Source organism: Gaiella occulta (genome assembly GCF_003351045.1).
Classification (GTDB): Bacteria; Actinomycetota; Thermoleophilia; order Gaiellales; family Gaiellaceae; genus Gaiella; species Gaiella occulta.
Genome location: NZ_QQZY01000003.1, coordinates 336,882 through 356,502, shown reverse-complemented (window position 1 = coordinate 356,502; position 19,621 = coordinate 336,882). Strand labels below are relative to the sequence as shown.

The 19,621-nt window shown below is 68.4% G+C and carries 16 protein-coding genes; 9 read left to right on the top strand and 7 right to left on the bottom strand.

Annotated elements, in window-relative coordinates:
- The first annotated feature begins 64 nt into the window (after window positions 1-64).
- Window positions 65-1,315, top strand: coding sequence for a glycosyltransferase family 4 protein (locus Gocc_RS08730; protein WP_181813494.1), 1,251 nt, complete (start codon window positions 65-67; stop codon window positions 1,313-1,315).
- The gene (locus Gocc_RS08725; RefSeq protein ID WP_114796134.1) at window positions 1,312-2,595 is read left to right on the top strand and encodes a DegT/DnrJ/EryC1/StrS family aminotransferase; all 1,284 of its coding nucleotides are present in this window, start codon (window positions 1,312-1,314) and stop codon (window positions 2,593-2,595) included. The genes Gocc_RS08730 and Gocc_RS08725 overlap by 4 nt, the downstream gene beginning before the upstream one ends.
- Window positions 2,596-2,954: 359 nt before the next feature.
- On the opposite strand, the gene Gocc_RS08720 is transcribed toward Gocc_RS08725, so the two are convergent.
- Both Gocc_RS08720 and Gocc_RS16565 read right to left on the bottom strand, forming a co-directional pair.
- Window positions 2,955-4,439 carry a sugar transferase gene (locus tag Gocc_RS08720; protein WP_181813493.1) on the bottom strand — a complete coding sequence of 495 codons (1,485 nt, stop codon included), beginning with the start codon at window positions 4,437-4,439 and terminating at the stop codon, window positions 2,955-2,957.
- 384 nt (window positions 4,440-4,823) lie between these two features.
- Entirely contained in the window at window positions 4,824-5,045 is a 222-nt protein-coding gene (locus Gocc_RS16565) for a hypothetical protein (protein WP_220150534.1), read from the bottom strand.
- A 9-nt stretch (window positions 5,046-5,054) separates the two neighbouring features.
- Between Gocc_RS16565 and Gocc_RS08715 the strand changes: the two genes are divergently transcribed.
- From Gocc_RS08715 to Gocc_RS08695, 6 genes are all read left to right on the top strand, one after another.
- Complete coding sequence (locus Gocc_RS08715; protein WP_220150533.1) at window positions 5,055-5,846, top strand: hypothetical protein; 792 nt, start codon at window positions 5,055-5,057, stop codon at window positions 5,844-5,846.
- Window positions 5,847-6,008: 162 nt separating this feature from the next.
- On the top strand, window positions 6,009-6,788 hold the full coding sequence (rfbF, locus tag Gocc_RS08710) for a glucose-1-phosphate cytidylyltransferase (RefSeq protein ID WP_114796131.1): 780 nt from the start codon (window positions 6,009-6,011) through the stop codon (window positions 6,786-6,788).
- Between the two features lie 10 nt (window positions 6,789-6,798).
- Window positions 6,799-7,851 carry an NAD-dependent epimerase/dehydratase family protein gene (locus Gocc_RS16140; protein ID WP_181813492.1) on the top strand — a complete coding sequence of 351 codons (1,053 nt, stop codon included), beginning with the start codon at window positions 6,799-6,801 and terminating at the stop codon, window positions 7,849-7,851.
- Entirely contained in the window at window positions 7,844-9,112 is a 1,269-nt protein-coding gene (locus Gocc_RS16135) for a class I SAM-dependent methyltransferase (protein WP_181813491.1), read from the top strand. Before Gocc_RS16140 ends, Gocc_RS16135 begins: the two co-directional genes overlap by 8 nt.
- Complete coding sequence (locus tag Gocc_RS08700) at window positions 9,109-10,329, top strand: class I SAM-dependent methyltransferase (RefSeq protein WP_114796130.1); 1,221 nt, start codon at window positions 9,109-9,111, stop codon at window positions 10,327-10,329. Before Gocc_RS16135 ends, Gocc_RS08700 begins: the two co-directional genes overlap by 4 nt.
- A gap of 8 nt (window positions 10,330-10,337) precedes the next feature.
- Window positions 10,338-11,282: a glycosyltransferase family 2 protein gene (locus Gocc_RS08695; protein WP_181813490.1), complete on the top strand. Its 945-nt coding sequence runs from the start codon at window positions 10,338-10,340 to the stop codon at window positions 11,280-11,282.
- Window positions 11,283-11,327: 45 nt separating this feature from the next.
- On the opposite strand, the gene Gocc_RS08690 is transcribed toward Gocc_RS08695, so the two are convergent.
- Window positions 11,328-12,563 (bottom strand): glycosyltransferase family 4 protein, encoded by a 1,236-nt coding sequence (locus Gocc_RS08690; protein ID WP_114796128.1) that lies wholly within the window; start codon window positions 12,561-12,563, stop codon window positions 11,328-11,330.
- 124 nt (window positions 12,564-12,687) lie between these two features.
- Here Gocc_RS08690 and asnB point away from each other — a divergent pair, with 124 nt between their 5' ends.
- Window positions 12,688-14,607: an asparagine synthase (glutamine-hydrolyzing) gene (asnB, locus tag Gocc_RS08685; protein WP_181813489.1), complete on the top strand. Its 1,920-nt coding sequence runs from the start codon at window positions 12,688-12,690 to the stop codon at window positions 14,605-14,607.
- A gap of 3 nt (window positions 14,608-14,610) precedes the next feature.
- Here asnB and Gocc_RS08680 read toward each other — a convergent pair whose 3' ends face one another.
- From Gocc_RS08680 to Gocc_RS16130, 4 genes are all read right to left on the bottom strand, one after another.
- Entirely contained in the window at window positions 14,611-15,486 is an 876-nt protein-coding gene (locus Gocc_RS08680; protein WP_147281227.1) for a class I SAM-dependent methyltransferase, read from the bottom strand.
- 101 nt (window positions 15,487-15,587) lie between these two features.
- Window positions 15,588-16,691 (bottom strand): alginate lyase family protein, encoded by a 1,104-nt coding sequence (locus Gocc_RS08675; RefSeq protein WP_147281226.1) that lies wholly within the window; start codon window positions 16,689-16,691, stop codon window positions 15,588-15,590.
- 181 nt (window positions 16,692-16,872) lie between these two features.
- Window positions 16,873-18,417, bottom strand: a complete 1,545-nt coding sequence (locus tag Gocc_RS08670) for a lipopolysaccharide biosynthesis protein (protein ID WP_114796124.1) — start codon at window positions 18,415-18,417, stop codon at window positions 16,873-16,875.
- A gap of 95 nt (window positions 18,418-18,512) precedes the next feature.
- A complete protein-coding gene (locus tag Gocc_RS16130) occupies window positions 18,513-19,595 on the bottom strand; it encodes a polysaccharide lyase family 20 protein (protein WP_181813488.1) in 1,083 nt (360 codons plus the stop codon).
- Between the last annotated feature and the right edge of the window lie 26 nt (window positions 19,596-19,621).

Genomic DNA, 19,621 nt, shown 5'->3' with positions numbered 1-19,621 from the left:
TCCTGTGGCTTCCATGGAGTCGTCTGCACAACCGTTGTCGGCACGGTCATCCGAACGTCTGAGGGTGGCGCGCGTCTACCGCACGTTCGCGCGGTCGGGATCGATCGCGTCGCTGTTCGTGCGGGACATCGAACGCCTGAGCCATGACGTCGACGTCACCGCGGTGTGCTCCACGAAGCGCCGCGTGCAGACGAGCGCCCCCGTCCGCTTCCTCGACGTCGAGCCGGTGCTCACGGGCAGCGGCCGGATCAGCTACGCAGTCGAGTGCGCGACCTTCGCCCGGAGGGCGACCCGGGCACTCCAGAACGCGTCGCCCTCCTTCGACGTCGTCCACGCCGAAGGGTTCGCCTGCCTGTGGGCCGACGTGGTCACCGCTCACGCCGTCCGCTCCGCCGAGGTCGAGCACTACTTCGAGAACGTCGAGCCGGCGGCAGGGCTGCGCAAGCGCCTGAGCCCTCTCCTGTTCAGGCCTCAGGTGCGTGTCGCGGCCGGCATCGAGAAGACGCTCTATCGCTCGCCGGCCCCGCTCGTGATCTGCCCGTCGCAGCGCGTCAAGGACGACCTGGCCCGCTGGCACGACATCCCGGCCGAGCTGGTGGAGGTGATCCCGTACGGCATTGACATCGCGGCCTTCCGCCACGACGGCGCCGCCCGCTCGCGCATCCGCCGGCAGGAGGGCACGGCCGACGAGACCACGGTAATCCTGTCGGTCGGAGACGAGTTCGAGCGCAAGGGCGTCGCACGGCTGATCGAAGCGCTCGGCAGATCGTCGGCTCGGGCGGAGCTGTGGGTCATCGGCGGCGACGATCCGGGTCGCTACGTCGAGCAGGCCCGATCGACCGGTGTCGCCGATCGGGTTCGCTTCCTCGGCCGGAAGCCGTTCGAGGAGCTTCCCGCCTGGTATGCGGCGTGCGATGTCCTGGCCGTCATCAGCCGGCAGGACAGCTGGGCGATCCCGGTGATCGAGGGCATGGCCGCCGGCCGCGCCGTGCTCGCGAGCGAGTACACGGGTTCGAACGAGGCGATCACGAATGGGAGAACGGGCTATGTCGTGTCCCGAGACGGCGATCCGGGCGAGATCGCATCGCTGCTCGACGGGCCGCTGGCCGATCCGGCCACGCGCGCGGCGATCGGCGCCCACGCCGCAGCCGACGCGCACCGCTTCGACGCCGAGGTCGCGTATGCGGAGCTGCTCGACGTCTACGAGCGGGCAGCGCTGCGACGTACGCGGCGGCCGGTGCCGCTGAGAGTGCGTCAACAGCCCGCCGGACATGCCCTCCCGAACACCTCGGCCGCCCCGAGCGCCGCCTTGTGAGCAAGTATGAGCCACATGCTGACGCCACCCCACGGCGCTCCGAGTACCTGGTCTTCGGCCAGCCGGAGATCCTCGACGAGGACATCGACGAGGTCGTTTCCGTGCTGCGCTCGCGGTGGATCGGCGCGGGACCCCGCGCTTCCCGCTTCGAAGAGCAGTTCCGGCTCTACACGGGCGCCGCGCACGCAGTCGCCGTGAGCTCGTGCACCGCCGCGCTGCACCTCGCACTGCTCGGCGCTCGGATCGCTCCCGGAGACGAGGTGATCGTCCCCGCCATGACGTTCGCTGCGACGGCGAACGTGGTCGTCCACGCAGGCGGCGTGCCGGTGATCGCCGACGTCGACCGCGACACCATGTGCCTTTCGCCCACCGACATCGAACGGCGCATCACGCCGCGCACGCGGGCGGTGATCGCTGTCCATTTCGCCGGCCGCCCGTTCGACATCGACGCGATCTTCGCCGTCGCAGACGCACACGGCCTCACGGTGATCGAGGACTGCGCACACGCGATCGAGACGACCGTCGGCGGTCGCCACGCGGGCACCTTCGGCGCCTTCTCGGCCTTCAGCTTCTACGTCACCAAGAACGTCGTCACCGCCGAGGGCGGGATGCTCCTCACGCACGATCCCGACGCCGCGGCGCGCGCGCGGCGCCTCGCCCTGCATGGCCTCAGCGCCGACGCCTGGAAGCGGTTCTCCGACGACGGCTTCAAGCACTACGAGGTGGAAGAGCCGGGGTTCAAGTACAACATGACGGACATCCAGGCCGCGCTCGGCCTGCACCAGCTGGCCCGGGTCGAGCGGAGTCTCGAGCGCCGGAACGAGATCTGGGCCCGCTACGACGACGCGTTCGTGGACCTTCCGGCGGCGACCCCGGCCCCGGTCCGACCCGGGACCCGGCACGCGCGGCACCTCTACACGCTGCTCCTCGACCTCGACCACCTCGACATCGGCCGCGATCGTGTCCAGCGGGAGCTGCACGAGCTCGGAATCGGAACCGGGATCCACTACCGGGCGCTGCACCTGCACCCCTACTACCGTGACCGCCTCCCGGACGACGGCGCCTCGCTCGCGAACGCGACCTGGATCTCGGAGCGGACGATCTCGCTTCCGCTCGGGCCGTCGCTGACCGACGACGACGTCGACGACGTGATCGCGGCGGTCACCTGGGTGCTACGGCGTCACGAGCGGGCCCGGCGCGCAGGCCACACGACGTCGAGGCAGATGAAGCCCTCTCCCGGCGCCGCCAACCCGCCGCGTGCGGGAGCTCGCTCGACGTGACGCCCTCGCGTGTCGGCGCCATGGCCGCTCCGAGGCAGCGGGCGGCCGGCCCCGCCGGCCCTCGGCAGGGACTCTACGGGTGTCGGCGGGGTTCGCACCGGGACGCGGACGCGGGCATCCCGGGGTCGCTCGCGACACTTTGAACCTCCAACTGAATGAAGGGATCCGCTCCGCGGGGCGAAGTCCGTCGGCATCTGTCGTCAAGCTCGGGGGGAGATGTCGATGCGGGTGCCGCCGTGGATCGTGTCGGATGGGTTGTGGCAGCAGGTCGAGCCGCTGTTGCCGAAGAGGCCGCGCCGGGTGCACGGGCACACCGTCACCCTCCAGGAGGCGGCCGCCTGACCACACGGGGTTTCCCCTCAGTAGCCGCGCCGCTTGAACACGACCGGGACCGTGCGCAAGAGCAGCTTGGTGTCCCACCACAACGACCAGTTCGTGACGTAGAGATAGTCGAGCTTCACCATCTCGTCGTAGTCGATGTCGTTGCGCCCGAGCACCTGCCAGAGGCCGGTCATCCCGGGGGTGATGTCCAGCCTCCGCCGCGCCCACCCGTCGATCTTGTCGTCCTCGTAGGTCACGAACGGCCGCGGGCCGACGAGGCTCATCTGCCCCCGCAACACGTTCAGGAGCTGCGGCAGCTCGTCCAGGGATGTTCGCCGCAGCATGAGCCCGACCCGCGTCACGCGCGGGTCGTCGCGGATCTTGAACAGCGGGCCACGCGACTCGTTCTCGCCGAGGAGGTCGTCGCGCATCTGCTCCGCGCCGACGACCATCGTGCGGAACTTGAGGATCTCGAACTGCTCGTCGCCGCGGCCCGTTCTGGCCTGGCGGAACAGAGCAGGGCCTCGCGTTTCGAGCTTGATCGCCGCCGCGATCGCGAGCAGGAGCGGCGAGAGGAGGATCAGGCTCGGCACGGTGATCACGAGATCGAATCCGCGCTTGGTGGCGCGGGCGAGCCGCGAGAGACCGGCGACCGGAAGCTCGAGAACGGAGATGCCTTCGACGTCGGCGATGCCGACGTTCGCCGCGATGATGTCGAAGTAGCGCGGCACGATCGAGATGTGGACGTCGCGCAGGCCGGCGTTGCGCACGACCTCGAGGACGTCCTCGTGCGTCGACCGGGAGAAGGCGAGGACGACACGGCTGATGTTCTGCCCGACGATCGTCTCGACGAGGTCCTTCTCCGCCCCCAGCACCGGCACGTCCGCGACGTCCGGGTCGAGCACCGCCGGGTCGTCGTCGAGAAAGCCGATCACCTCGACGTTGTACTGGGGGTTCTTGCGGATCTTGCGCACGATCGCCTGCCCCACACGGCCGGCACCGACGACGAGCGTCCTCTGCGAATCCGTCGAGAAGGGGATCACCCGGTGCCGCAGCGCAGCGCGTCCACACGGGATCAAGACGATGCCCGCGAGCCAGAAGAACACGACGCTGAGCGGGTGCGGCGGAAGGATCCCACCGGCGTCGAAGCCGAGCGCCAGCGAAAACGTCGCGAAACCGACGAGCCCCAGCGACGTCAGGATGTCCCGCACCTCGTCGAGTGTGGAAACGCTGATGTTACGACGATCGCGCTCGTACAGTCGCTGGATCGCGAACAGGACGAGAGTGAAGAACAGCGTCACGAGAACCCAGCCCAGCGGCGGTACCGGCTCGGCCGGGTTGACCGCCGCCACGGCGACCGTCGTCGCGAGGAGAATCGCGAGGACGTCGTTCAGCACGAGCAGGCGCACGACCTTCCAGTGGTGCCGCTTCCGCAGCGCGAGCGGCAGCACTCCCTCTCCGGGGCCGTGGAGGGACGGGCCTCGGGGAGGAGCGTTGCCCGCCGCGCCTGCACGACGATCCATCACCGACATTGCCTCTCACCCCTTCCCCCGCCCGAAGTCCCCGGGCCCCACTCGAATCGCTTCGCCATCGTCTGCACCGCCGGGCTCCGCGGCGTCATCCTGCCGACACCGCCGCCACCCTCCGTACAACAGATGTCGGAGATGCTCTGCCCCGCACGGTAGTCGAGAATGCCCGTCTTGGGAATGGCTTCTCGGTGTCGATCTCGCAACTGCATGGATTCCCCATCGGCAGCACTCGAGGACTGCGTGAGCGGTGCGACCGGAAGCGCCCTCCCGACGCTCCCGACACGGCTCGAGGCGCGTGCCATGCATTCGTCGCCGAGGCTGAATCCATTCGAGACGCCCCTTCGCACGCCTCTTCGACTCGACATCGCCGGACGTGCTTCACGCCGAAACGCCGACCGGTGACTCCTGGTCACCCTTGACGCTAAGCTGATCCTCGCTATTACTGAGAGCGAGACGCGTGTTGCCCAAACAGTGGAGGATGCCTTGAATACCGCGTATCTCGATAGCAGCGCGAGCGACAACGACCGCAGGAGACAGCTCTTCGACGGTCAGATCTTCGTCTTCGGCCCCCGTCCGAGCTCGCTTGCGCTCGTCGACCACGCGCGGGCGATGATCGAGGACGCTTTCGACGGCGTCGACCCCCTGGTGGCGCAGTACCACATGCCGGTCGAGCGCTACGTCGAGATCTGCCAGCCGCTGAAGCCGGCCTTCATCCACAACGACACGACGAAGAAGCTGGTGCGCGCGGTGCTCGAGGACTTCGGTTGCGATCTCGAGCGCACCTATCAGGACGTCCCGCGACTCCGCATGGTGACGAGCGACGGGTACCTGACGTCGGGAGTCGGCTATGCCCATCACCCCCATCGCGACACGTGGTATTCGGCGCCCCTGTGCCAGCTCAACTGGTGGTTGCCGATCTACGACATCGACTCGGAGAGCTCGATGGCGTTCCATCCCGCGTATTGGTCGAAGCCGGTCAAGAACGGCTCCAGCGAGTTCAACTACTACGAGTGGAACTCCACGGGCCGGAAGGACGCCGCCAAGCACATCACGTCGGACAGCCGGAAGCAGCCGAAGCCCGAGGAGCCGATGGAGCTCGAGCCGCAGATCCGGTTCGTCCCCCCGGCGGGCGGCATCGTCCTGTTCGCAGCCGCGCACATGCACTCGACCGTGCCCAATACGACGGGCCGGACGCGGTACAGCATCGACTTCCGGACAGTCCATCTCGACGAGGTCGAGACGATGGGCGGCGCGCCCAACGTCGACTCCGAGCCGAAGGGGACATCGCTCCGCGACTTCAAGCGCGCGAGCGATCTCGCCGACCTGCCCGAAGAGCTAGTTGCCCGGTACGACGACGAGGAGGCTCGCTCTGGCGAGCTGGTGTTCCGGCCGGACTCCTGACATCGGCGCTCCCCGGCGTCACGCAAGGCGCGGAGAGCTGTTGGGACGAGTGGCAGTCGAGAAGGAGAGGTGCGCCTCGGCAAATCCGTGTTCAGCCCGGGCTGCAACGGCCCGGCAGCGGGGCCTGCCGGCGCCCTACGAGTCACGAGGAGCGGATGGACGATGAAGGTTGCGATCTTGGCAGGAGGGACGGGTAGCCGCCTCTCGGAGGAGACCGTCGCCAAGCCGAAGCCGATGGTCGAGATCGGAGGACGGCCCATCCTCTGGCACATCCTCAAGCACTACGCCCATTACGGGCACAAGGACTTCGTGATCGCGCTGGGGTACCGGGGCGAGTACGTCAAGCGCTACTTCGTCGACTACTCGAGCCTGGCCTCCGACCTCACGATCTCGCTGAGAGAGGGCACGGTTCAACGCCTGCAGACCGACAACGGCAACGACGAGGACTGGACACTCAGTCTTGTCGACACAGGGCAGAGAACGCAGACCGGCGGCAGGATCAAGCGGCTAGCAGAGCATGTGGGCAACGAGACGTTCATGCTGACCTGGGGTGACGGGGTCTCGAACGTCGACCTCGACAAGCTGCTCGCGTTCCACCGTGCGCACGGCAAGCTGGCGACGCTCACGGCGGTGCGCCCGCCTGCGCGCTTCGGCCATCTCGAGCTCGAGGAGGACAAGATCGTCGAGTTCTCCGAGAAGCCGCAGATAGGCGAAGGATGGATCAACGGCGCGTTCTTCGTGCTCGAGCCCGAAGTGCTCGACTACATCGATGGCGACGACACGCGCTTCGAGCTCGAGCCGCTCGAGCGCCTTGCGCGCGAGGGGCAGCTGATGGCGTACCGGCACCTCGACTTCTGGCAGTGCATGGATACGCTGAGAGACAAGATCTTGCTCGACGAGATGTGGGAAAGCGGTCGAGCGTTATGGAAAACCTGGAGCTAAGGAGCGAAGCGTGAGAATCCTCGTCACAGGGCACGACGGCTACATCGGCACGGTGCTCGTTCCGATGCTGCAACGGGCAGGACACGACGTCGTGGGCCTCGACAGCTACCTGTACGAGGAATGCACCTACGGTCCGGTCGTCGTAGATCCTCCCTCGCTGCGGATGGACATCCGTGACGTCAAGGCCGCCGACCTCGAGGGGTTCGACGCGGTCATGCATCTCGCGGCGATCTCGAACGACCCGGTCGGAGATCTGAACCCCGAGACGACCTACGACATCAACCACCGCGGTGCCGTCCATCTTGCCGCGCAGGCGAAAGCGGCCGGGGTTCCGCGCTTCATCTTCTCGTCGTCTTGCAGCCTCTACGGGAAGGCCGGAGACGAGTTCCTCGACGAGACCGCCGAGTTCAGCCCCGTGACGGCCTACGGGGAGTCGAAGATCCTGGCGGAGCAGGGAATGGCGGCCCTCGCCGACGACGACTTCTCGCCGACGTACCTGCGCAACGCGACCGCGTTCGGCGTCTCGCCCCGGCTGCGCGGCGACCTCGTCGTCAACAACCTGGTGGGCTACGCGCTGACGACGGGAGACGTCCTGATCAAGAGCGACGGGACGCCGTGGCGGCCGCTCGTCCACATCGAGGACATCAGCCGGGCGTTCCTCGCCGTGCTCAACGCACCGCGCGACGTGATCCACAACGAGGCCTTCAACGTCGGTGTCACGTCCGAGAACTACCGGATCAGCGAGGTGGCGGCGATCGTCGAGGAGATCGTTCCCAACAGCCGCGTCCACTACGCCGAAGGCGGCGGGCCGGACCTGCGCTGCTACCGCGTCAACTGCGACCGGCTGCCGTCGCTGGTCCCGGAGTTCAGGCCCGAATGGACGGTGCGCCGGGGCGTGCAGGAGCTCTTCGACGCCTACATGCGCAACGGCCTCACGCTGGAGGACTTCGAGTCCTCGCGGTTCCTCCGCATCAAGCACGTCAGGGAGCTGCAGGATGCGGGGATGATCGACGCCGGCCTGCGCCGCGTCGCCTCCGACGCGCTGCAGACGACCGGTGCCTGAGGAGGTCGCGGACACGGAGCGCGCCGGCACGACGGCGCTCGGTGCCCGCTGCAGGTCGTGCGGCGAGGCCGATCTCGAGGTATTCCTCGAGCTCGGCGACGTCCCGCTCCCGGACGCCCTGCTGCGCGAGGATCAGCTGAGCGGGCCCGAGCCGCGGTATCCGCTCGACGTGGCGTTCTGCCCTGCCTGCTCGCTGGTGCAGATCCTCGAAGAGGTGCACCCAGAGGCTCTCTTCGTCGACAACTACCTCTACTTCTCGTCGTTCTCGGAAGGCCTCCTCCGCCACTCGCGCGAGCATGCCCTCCGCCTGATCGAGGAGCGAAAGCTCGACGAGAACAGCCTCGTCGTCGAGATCGCCTCGAACGACGGGTATCTCCTGCGGAACTTCGTCGAGCACGGCATCCCCGTGCTCGGGATCGATCCGGCGCCGACCCAGGCGGTCGAGGCGGAGAGGATCGGCGTCCCCACCCTGACCGAGTTCTTCGATGCCGGCCTGGCGCGGCGCCTCCGCGCCGAGGGGAAGCGCGCCGACGTGATCATCGCCAACAACGTGATGGCCCACACGCCGACGCTCAACAGCTTCGCCGAAGGCCTCTCTGTCCTTCTCGCCGACGACGGCGTGGTCACGATCGAGAACACCTACGTCAAGGACATGATCGACCACTGCGAGTTCGACACGATCTACCACGAGCACTTCTGTTACTTCTCTTGTGCCGCCGTCGACGCACTGATGCGGCGCCACGGCCTCTCGCTCAACGCGGTCGAGCACTTCCCGGCGCTCCAGGGAGGAACTCTGCGATGGTGGATCGGCGCGACGCCGGCAGTCGAGGCGTCGGCCCGCGCCTTCCTGGAGGACGAAGCCGACACCGGGCTCACCGGGTTCGGGTACTACCGTGAGTTCGGCCGCCAGGTCGAGGGCATCCGCGAGGCCCTACGAGGTCTGCTCGGATCGCTTCGAGCCGACGGCAAGACGATCGCCGCCTACGGCGCGGCGGCAAAGGGGTCGACACTCGTCAACTACGTCGGCATCGGCACGGATCTCGTCGACTACGTCGTCGACCGCAACGTCCACAAGCACGGCCTTTACATGCCCGGGACACACCTGCCGATCCACGATCCGGCGATGCTGCTCGAGACGATGCCCGACTACCTGCTGCTGCTCGCCTGGAACTACAAGGACGAGATCCTCGAGCAGCAGGCGGAATACCGCCGGCGCGGCGGCCGCTTCATCGTGCCAGTCCCGACGCCCGAGATCGTATGAGCTCGTCGCCCGTCAGAAGCCTGCTCGACGAGGTCGCCACCGACCCAGCCGCGACGTGCCCGGCCTGCGGGGCGCAGGGCCTCGCGATCGTGCACGAACACCGCGGCATACCCGTGCACAGCTGCCGGCTGATGGACACGCGCGAGCAAGCGGAGACCTTCACGCGCGGCGACCTGCGCCTCGGCTTCTGCGCGGTGTGCGGCTTCATCACGAACACGACGTACGAGCCCGAGAAGCAGAGCTACTTCGTGAGCTACGAGGAAACCCAGGGGTTCTCGCCGCGGTTCCGAGCGTTCATGAAGGAGCTGGCCCAGCGCTGGATCGACGGGCACGCCCTCGCAGGCAAGGACGTGCTCGAGATCGGGTGCGGCAAGGCGGAGTTCCTCCTCCTCATGTGCGAGCTCGGCGTCGGCCACGGCGTCGGGATCGACCCGGCGATCGTGCTCGAGCGCATCGAGAGCCCGGCCGCCGACCGGGTCGAGCTGATCCGGGATCTCTACTCGGAGAAGTACGGCCACCTCAGCGGCGACGCCGTCATCTGCCGCCACACCCTCGAGCACATCCACCCCGTCGCCGATTTCATGCGGATCATCCGACGCTCGCTCGAGGGCCGGCCGGGCACGGCCGTCCTGTTCGAGCTGCCGGACGTGAGGCGGGTTCTCGACGAGTGCGCGTTCTGGGACATCTACTACGAGCACTGCACGTACTTCACGCCCGGCTCGTTGGCGCGGCTGTTCCGCGCTACGGGGTTCGACGTGACCGCGCTCGAGCTCGACTACGACGACCAGTACATCCTGATCGAAGCCGTGCCGGGAAGCGGCCAGGGCGAGCCGCTGCCGCTCGAGGAATCGCCCGACGAGGTCGCAGAGGCCGTCGCCGGGTTCCGCCGGCGCTTCGAGTCGGTCGAGGAGCGCTGGCGCGCTGAGATCGGCGAGGTCAGGGCACGCGGGGGGCGCGTCGTCGTGTGGGGATCCGGGTCGAAGGGTGTCTCGTTCCTGACGACGCTCGGGATCCAGGACGAGATCGAGTTCGTCGTCGACATCAACCCGCACAAGCACGGCAAGTTCATGCCCGGCACCGGTCACGAGATCGTGGCCCCGCGGTTCCTGAGCGAGTACCGTCCGGAGCTCGTGATCGCCATGAACCCGATCTATCTCGAGGAGATCCAGGCGGATCTCGATGCCATGGGCGTGAGCGCACGGCTCCTGGCCGTTTGATGGGCGCCGTGGGCTCGGCGGCGCAGACCGCGAACGGCCCTCCTGCGGCCAAGGTGAGCATCGGCATCCCCGTGTACAACGGCGCACAATTCCTTGCGGCCTCCCTGGAGTCGCTCCTCGCCCAGACGTACGAGGACATCGAGTTCGTGATCTCGGACAACGGCTCCACGGACGGCACGGAGGCGATCTGCCGCGAGTTCGCGGCCAGGGACGGGCGGATCCGCTACTTGCGCGCGGATACGAACCGGGGCGCGTCGTGGAACTACCGGAACGTCGTGCAGCAGACGTCGGGGCCGTACTTCAAGTGGGCGACGCACGACGACCTGCTCGCGCCGACCTACATCGAGCGCTGTGTCGAGGTGCTCGACGCAGCTCCTGCCGGTGTCGCGCTCGTCTACCCTCGCACGCGGATCATCGACGGCGACGGGAACGTCGTGCGGGACTACGACGACAACCTCGACATCCGGGCGAAAACGCCGCACGAGCGCCTCAGGCTGCTCGTCGGCAATATCGTCATGGCCAACGCCTCGTTCGGGCTGATCCGCCGCACGGCACTCGCGCGGTCACGGCTGCTCGACAAGTTCCCGTCTGCGGACTACGTGATGATGGCCGAGTTCGCCCTCTTCGGCGAGTTCTGGGAGATCCCGGAGTTCCTCTTCTTCCGTCGCGAGCACGAGGCGATGTCGCGGAAGGCCAACCCGAGTGCGACCGAGGCCGCCGAGTGGTTCGAGCCCGGTTCGAGCAAGAACGCGACAGGGCGCGAGTTCTGGCGGCTCTTCGTCGAGCACCTCCGGTCGATCCACCACGCCCGGCTCGACCCCGTCGAGAAGGCGAAGTGCTACGCCGGGTTCCTGGGCGTGTGGACGAGGCGCTATCGACGCGCCATGGTCGACGAGATCTTCGTGGGTAGACAGGGCCGCCACCGACGCAGTACCACGCCTCAGGGCAGCTAGGGCCGGCGCAGGGTGCATGCTGCCGCGGTTGTAGCGGCCCGGAAGCTACACCTCGGAGGCGCTGCCGAGCCCGATCGAGGCGAGGTGCCGGGCGATCGCGATCTCGTAGACCTCGACACATCGCTCGATCATGCGCTCCAGGGTGTAATCGGCGAGCACGCGCTCCCGCCCCCGCTCGCCGACCACGCGACCGCGCTCGGGATCCGAGATGATCGTCCGCAGCGCCGCGACCATCCCGGCGACATCGGCGGTACGAACGAGGAACCCGTTCTCGCCGTCGCGATCCACGACCTCGGCGATCTGCTCGATGTTGGTCGCGACGACCGGGACGCCCGAGGCCATCGCCTCGACGAGAACCATCGGCGCACCCTCGTCGCGTTCGGTCGGGAAGACGAATGCGTCGGACGCCGCCAGGTAGCGCGCAACGGTGTCGGGCGGCTGTCCGCCGGCGAACGTGACCCGGTCGGCGACACCGAGCGAGCCGGCAAGCTTCTCGAGCCGGCCACGATCCTCACCGTCGCCGACGATCACGAGCCGCGCCGGGGGATCGAGTTCCGCGAGCGCCGCGAGCGCCGTGTGATGGCCCTTCTCCCGGTTCAAGCGTCCGAGCGCGAGCACGATCGGCTCCGGGCCGAGCCCGAGCGCGGCCCTGGTCTCAGCGCGCTCGCGCGGATGGAAGATCGCGGTGTCGACGCCGTTCGGCACGACGTGTATCCGCGAGCGGGGAATGAAGTGGGAGAGGCGCTGGTCGCGGACCTGCTGGCGCGAGGGCACCATCGACTCGAAACCGTGGAAGCGCCACCAGTTGCCGCGGGGGAAATGCTGATTGCAGAGCCAGAGGAAGGAGCGCGCCTCCTGAGCCACGGCCTTCGGCGTGTGCCGGCGAATGGCCCGGCGCACATGCGCCCTCGCGAGGCCCACGAAGTTGCCGTGGTATTTGACCGCGATCGGAACCTCGTGGTGAACGCCCTTGCGCACGAGGCCGAGGGCGCATGTGGACTCGCTGTGGACGATGTCGAAGGGGCGCTCGGCGTGCGCCTTGCAGAACGTCTCGTAGGACGCGCGATGCCAGGCGGGGTCGACCTGGTTGCCGTTGGAGTCGGCGAAGCGCCAGAGAGCGCCCTCGTGCCGTTCCTCGTTGATACCGTCGGGATGGCGGTTCGTGATCACCTCGACGTCGTGCCCCGCCTCGGCGAGCCCACGCGCGAGATCCGACGTGTGTCGCTGCATGCCGCCGATACCGTGTACGTAGCCCGCGATCGTGACGATGCAGATTCTCATATGGCAACATTCGCTGCGGTCACCACGCACACACTACCGGCGCCTCCGGGACGGAAGCGGTGCTCCGGCAGAGGCCGGATTCAGCTACGTTCGGGTGGCGAACAGCGAGGATCGGGGGGACACGATGTGCGGCATCGCCGGTAGCTTCGACCTTCGCGGGAACAGGCCGCCCGACGAGGAGGTCGTCGCGCAGATGACGGACATGCTCTCGCACCGCGGGCCGGACGACGCGGGCATGCTCGTCTCGCCTCCCGCAGTCCTCGGTCATCGTCGGCTCTCGATCCTGGACCTCTCGACCGCCGGACATCAGCCGATGTCGACCCCCGACGAACGGTTGTGGATCACGTTCAACGGCGAGATCTACAACTTCAAGGAGCTGACGGCCGACCTGGAGGGGCTCGGCCACGTGTTCCACACGACCTGCGACACGGAGGTGCTGCTCGCCGCGTACGCGCAGTGGGGCGCCGACTCGCTGAAGCGCCTCAACGGCATGTTCGCGTTCGCCGTCTGGGACCGCGAGCGGCAAGAGCTCTTCTGCGCCCGCGACCGCTTCGGCGTCAAACCGATGTACTACACGGTCGTCGACGACCGCTTCCGGTTCGCCTCGGAGATCAAGGCGCTGTTCGTGGACGAGGCCGTGCCGCGCAAGCCGAACGATGCCCGCGTCACCGACTTCCTCGCCTTCGGAATCACCGACCACACGTCGGAGACGATGTTCGAAGGGATCTACCAGCTCCCAGCAGGGAGCTTCCTCGTGGTCGGGCAGGGACGCAACGTCCCCGAGCCGACGCGCTGGTACGAGCCCGCGCCGGCCGATCTCGCAGGCACGACGCCGGTCGACGCGCTCCGCGAGCGACTCGTCGACGCTGTCGCGCTCAGGTTGCGCAGCGACGTTCCGGTCGGGACGACGGTGTCCGGCGGGCTCGATTCGTCGGCCGTGACCGCGATCGCGACGATGCTCCGGCGCAAGGACGGCCTGGAGCCGGCACAGACTTTTTCGTCGCGGTGCGACGACCCACGCATCGACGAGTGGCCGTACATCGAGCGGGTGCTGGAGATGACCGGAGCGCCGAACACCGACTTCTACCCCCGGGAGGAAGACCTGCTCTCCAACCTCGACCATGTCCTGTGGCACATGGACGAGCCGTTCCACAGCGCTGCGGTCTACGGCCACTGGAAGCTCTCCACCCTCGCTCGCGCGAGCGGGGTCACCGTGCTGCTCGACGGACAGGGAGGCGACGAGGCGCTCGCCGGCTACGAGTACCTGCTGTACCCGGGGCTCTTCTACACGTCGCTCACACGGGGCCGTTTCGGGCGTGCGATCAGAGAGGCGCGCTTCCGCAGCAGCGTCCAGGGAGCGCCACTGCTGCACTCCGTCAAGGAGGCGATCAAGGTCTTCCTCCCCGCCCGCATTCGCGCACGACGACCGCCGGCGTGGCTGCGGAGCCCTTCAGCGCCTCCACTACCCGACCGGAGCCTCGCCGACCACCATCTCTACGGGCTCATGACACAGCCGCTCCCGATGTACAACCACCAGCTCGACCGCAACACGATGGCAGTTGCGCTCGAGTCGCGGAACCCGTTCCTCGACTACCGCGTCATCGAGTGCGGCTTGGCGTTCGAGCCCGAAGACCACGTGCGGCAGGGCTACACGAAGTGGACGCTCCGCGAAGCGGTGCGTTCCCTGCTCCCGGGAGAGGTCGTCGACCGCAAGCGCAAGCAGGGCTTCGCGACCGACGAGTCCCACTGGATGCGGGGACGGCTCGGCGAGTTGATGGACGATGCGTTCTCGTCCGAGCAGCTCGCATCCCGGCCCTACTTCGACCAGGCCGCTCTCCGCGCCCAGCTCGAGGCGCATCGGGGCGGGGAGAATCACGCGGCCGAGCTCTGGCGCGCGTTCATCATCGAGCGGTGGCTTCAGCTCTTCGTCGACCCTGCTCGCCTGCAGGCGCCCGAGCGGTCTGCGTTCTCGCCCACGACGTCGCGTTCGGCGCGCGACGCCGTCCGCCGCCTGGAGCCGATGCCGGAGCGCTCGGCCGCCTGACCGTCAGCCGCGCGGCTTGCGCAGGACGAGGTTGTCCTGGCCGGTCGGGTCGGTGACGTAGTCGCGGATCTCCCAGTAGGGCGCGAACGCGTCGATGACGGCGCGCCGTGTCTGGAACACGTCACACTGCTGCGTCTGCTGCGTCGCGTAGGAGGCGCCCTCGTCGTCCGGTGAGAGCGTGAAGCTCCCGTCCCGCTCGAGCTGCTCGCGCTGCTTGGTGGAGAGCTGCCGAGCGGCGTGGGCGTTGCCGGCGAGCGTGCACAGGAAGTAGCCGCCGGGGCGGACAACCCGCGCGATCTCCGCGATCCAGCCCTCCTGCGCGTCGAGCGGGATGTGGGTGAACACCGATGCCGCGTATGCGAGGTCGAACTCGTCACCGGCCGCGAACGCCAGCGGCGGCGCGAGCTCGTTGACGTGGAACTCGACGCCCGGCACGTGCGCCTGCGCCCACTCGATCTGCGCCGGGTTGACGTCCGACCCCACGAGCCGAGCGCCGCCGATGCAGCGGAAGAGCCGGATGAGCTTGCCCGAGCCGCAGCCGAGCTCGAACACCGAGCCGACGTTGCGCAGGTTGAAGCCGTTCCGCTCGAGCAGGTTGAGGAACAGCAGCACGCCGAGATAGGCGCCGCCGAAGTACTCGTCCGGCGCCGCCGCGACGGCGGCGTCCTCCGGGAGCATCGCCGACGTCTGCCCGACGAGCTCCGGCGCAGGCACGGGCCCGAGCGGCACCGGGCGATAGCTCGGCCCGATCCGCCGCTCGACGAAGCGATTGAACTCCCGCTCCCGCAGGCGCCGAAGCACCCGCGCGCGCCGGTCGGCGGGGAGCCGGTACGCGAGTCGGTCGGCCACCCTCGGCCAGCCCGAGATGATCCTGAGCATCGATTCGTTGTCGGGCAAACCCAAACCTCGCGGGAGCCTACGTGACGCGGTCGCTTCCAGCTTGAACGATTTTCGCGCGGCAAGCCAGTGGCGACTGTTAGCTAGCGAGACGCGCGCGCGAGCGCGTCGCCGATGCCCGCCGTGACCGCGTTGTACCCGACGATGTACGGGTCATCGTTCGTGCCGCGGACGCCGGGGCCGCCGTAGGCGACGATGCGCCGCAGAAGCGCCGAGCCCGGGACGTCGTTCGCCGCGTTCTCGAGCACGCTCCGGTTCGCGGCCGCGATGTCAGCGGGGGTGCGGCCCGTCGGTTCGGTGTAGGCGGGGTAACCGGAGACCCGGCCCTGCAGGTACGGCGCGTAGTACGCGATCGCGGCGAGGATGCCCTTCGTCGGCACCGGGCGGAACGTCCACAGGTTGTGTCGATACCCGACGTGCTGGGCGACGTCCGCGATCAGCATCAGCGGCTGCAGGGTGAAGAGCGCGTAGAACACGGACTGGCGAACATCTTCCTCGACCATCTTGCCGCCGGGATACATGACGCCCTCGATCAGGGCCTTCCAGCCGTAGTCCTTCCCGCGCGTGGTGGTGTGCGCCCAGTTCCAGTCGAGCGTCTGTCGGAGCGTCCGCCCGCCCACGACCGCCGCGGCCAGAACCGCCATCGACCGCGCCCAGGTCGCGGAGTTGCCCCACGGGGCCTGCGGCACCCAGGGCTCGTCGCGTGCCGCGTCCGCCTGCCGCTTGCCGCGGTCGACGAACGCGGCGGCCCACCGCGTGAACACCTGCCGCTCGGCAGGTGAGAAGACGTCCTGGACGAGCGCGTACGCCTGGAAGCTCTTCAACGTGATCCCGCCGACCTCGGCGATGTAGTGGCCGATCATCGACGTCGCGGGCAGCGGAGAGTACGTTCGCGCCCATGCGAGGAGGAACTCCTTCGACTTGAGCGCGTAGGCGCGGTTCCCGGTGACGGTGTAGGCCATCGCGAGATTCCGGGCGTGGCGCCCGTCCTCTAGACCGGGAAGATAGAGGCCGCAGTACCAGCCGACGGCACCGTCGGGGCACGAGGGGTCGCCCCGGTCGCGGTAGTCGCGTCTGGGATCCGCCGGGTGTGGTGACGCCGACAGCGCCGAGTCGGCGTTCTTCAGCGTTTGCTGCCAGGCAAGCTTCGACCACGGCTTCGTCCTGACGTTGGCACGTATCCGCACGATCTCGGACGACGAGAACAGCCAGCTGGCAGCCGGTGGCGCGGCCCCCGCCCGCGATGTCGTCCCTCCCCGCGCTGCCGAGCCGCCGGCCCCGGCTGCCGCGGCTCCCAGCCCTGTGACAGCCACGACCGCGAGCACACCCAGGGCCCGCCGTCGCCAGACGGCGAATCGCGTGCGCCCCTCAGGCACGACGCAACCCCGCCCACATCGGGACGACGACGCTCCGTGCGAAGACGGCGGTACTGGCGACGTACACGCAGATCCCCGCGGCGACGAGCATCACGAGCCCGATCGCGGGCGACAGCGTGCCCGCGACGGGAAGGAGCGCCAGCAATGCCAGCGCGAGGATGCCGGCACAGACGTAGGAGGGCAGGAGTGCTCTCACGACCTTTGGGAGCTCGACCTGGAGCAACCGCAACCCGACGATGAACACCCCGACGCCGACGGCGACCATCGGGGCGAGCATGCCGATGGCTGCACCGTTCAGCCGGTAGCGCGGAACGAGGACCAGCAGGCACAGGGTCGACAGCGAGAGGTGCAGGGCGCTGAAGGCGGTGAGCAGGTAGGGCTTGCCGGCGCCCTTGAACACCTCTCCGGTAGGGGCGACGATTGCCCGCACGAGCGCGTAGGACGCCAGGATGCGCAGCGGCGTCACGACCGCCAACCACTTCGCGCCGAGCAGCCCCAGCACGATCGGCTCCGCTGCGACGATTACCCCGACGCTCGCCGGCAGCGAAAGGAGCGCGATGCGCTGGAGGTTCTGGACGTAGACACGGCCGAACTCCTGCTTGTCCTCGTTCAGCCGCGAGTACACGGGGAACATCACGCGCCCCACGATGTATCCGATCACGTCGTCCGGCATGGTCGCAACGCGATAGGTGACGGTGTAGTAGCCGAGCTGGGCGGCGCCGAGCATCCGGCCGACGATGACGTTGTCGATCGTGTTGTTCGCGAGCACGAGGATGTTCGCGCCCGACATGAACCAGCTGTACCGCCACAGCTGTCGCAGCGCCCCCCACTGGGCCTTCCGAGGGGAGGGGCGCCAGGGGATGATCAGCCAGACGACGAGGGCGGTGGTGGCGGCCGCCACGAGGTTGCCGACGACGAGGCTCCAGACGCCGGCGCCGGCGAGCGCGAGACCGATCGCGACGGTGGCCTGGAGGAACGCGGCGAGCAGCTCGGCGGCACCTCGGCCCCGGAAGTTGAGCTCGCGTTCGAGAATCGCCCCGGGCACGATTGCGAACGCGCGGAAGATGACGATGAGCGAGAGCACCCTGAGGACGTCGGTGAGCGTCGAAGCATGGAAGACGTCCGCCAGCAGCGGAGCCACGAGGAAGCAGGCGCCGTAGAGGACGACCGACGAGAGTATCGAGACGACCAGAGCAGTGCCGGCGGCGCGCTCGATGTCCGAGCGGAGATAGACGAGGGCCGAGGCGAGCCCCGACTCGTGCACGGCCTCGAGCACGAGGAGCATCGTCGTCGCGAGCGCCATCAGCCCGAACGCCTTCGGATCGAGGATGCGGACGAGTGCCAGCATCGAGATCAGCGTCAGCGCCTGCCTGCCGCCGTAGCTCAGCGCGATCCACGCGGAGCCCCGCATGATCCTGCGGTCGATCTCCTTCTGCTCGGCGTGCCCGGCCGACGGCGGGGCGGCGCCTTCGCCCTCGGGCGCCTCGTCGGCCGGAGCGGCGTCTGCGCCCGGCGGTTCGTTTCTCGAGGTGGTCACTCAGGTCGCCTTCACGGGGAATGTGACGATCGCCCTGGAGGTCGACCGCCTAGACGTAGAGAACCCGGATTTCGAGCACGGCGCAAGTCCCGGGTTCAGGCCGTCGGCGAGACCGGCCTGCTGGCCGCACGGGTCGACCCCGCCGCATTCGAGGCTGTCACGACCACTCGCACGCTGGCTCCCACGAAGGTCGCACTGACGTCGAACGTTCGCCGAACGGCGCCCTTCACGTTCATCCACGTGGCGCCGCGGTCGGTGCTCCACTGCCACTGGTAGGCGTAGCGAGTCGGCTTCTTCGACCAGATACCGAGTGACGATCTGATGACCGTGCCCTGCTTCGGCAGGCCGACGATCGCGGGCCGCACCTTGCTCGCCGGCGCGGCCGTGGCGCGAGCGGGCCGCGAAGGCGCCTTCGTCGCCTTCTTGACGGGCGTGATGCCGATGTCCTGGAGCGATGCGCCGCGTCGAGTCCCGGCGATGTACAGCTCGCTCGTGACGTTCGAAGGAGCGCGATAGAACCCCTGCTTGAGATACACGGACTGTCCCGTGTACAGGGTTGGTGTCTGCGTCTCCGGCACGACCTGGCGGCCGTCGAGCCAGACGGCGACCCGTCCGGACTGGTCAGGCGCCCAGTCGACCTCGAGTGCGAAGTCGTACCAGCGTCCACGCTCGAGCGGCGCCAGCCGCCATGCCCGCCGCACGGGATTGTCCGCGTTTCCGCCCCAGACGCGGAGCCGCAGCCATTCGCGCCCTCTCTCGTTCGTGATCTCGAAGGAAAGCGGTTGCACCCCGGTCGGGCCCGACTGGTGCCACTGCGTGAAGACGTTCCACGAGGTGCCGGGGCTCGACGACGAGCCGGGAGCGAAGTAGACGGACCACGCCCAGAACGAGACCGTGCCGGCTTGCTCACCCGTTTGCTTGAGCACCTCGGCGCGCTCGCCCGAAGCAGCGATCGGCACGTCACCGGGTCGCACCACGAACCGTCCGGCCATGCCGGCCCGGCCCGCGGGCGCGGGCACGATCGTGAACCCGCCGTCCTTCGCCTGGACGTCCGTCCACGAGGCGACGCCGGAGGCGAACGAGCCGTTCCACAGGATTCCGGCCGATCCGCCTGCGAAGGCCGCCGATCCGGTGACGAGCACGGCGAGGGCGGCGAAGGCCGCGATGACCAGTCGCATCGACGCAGGACTATAGCGGCAAGAGG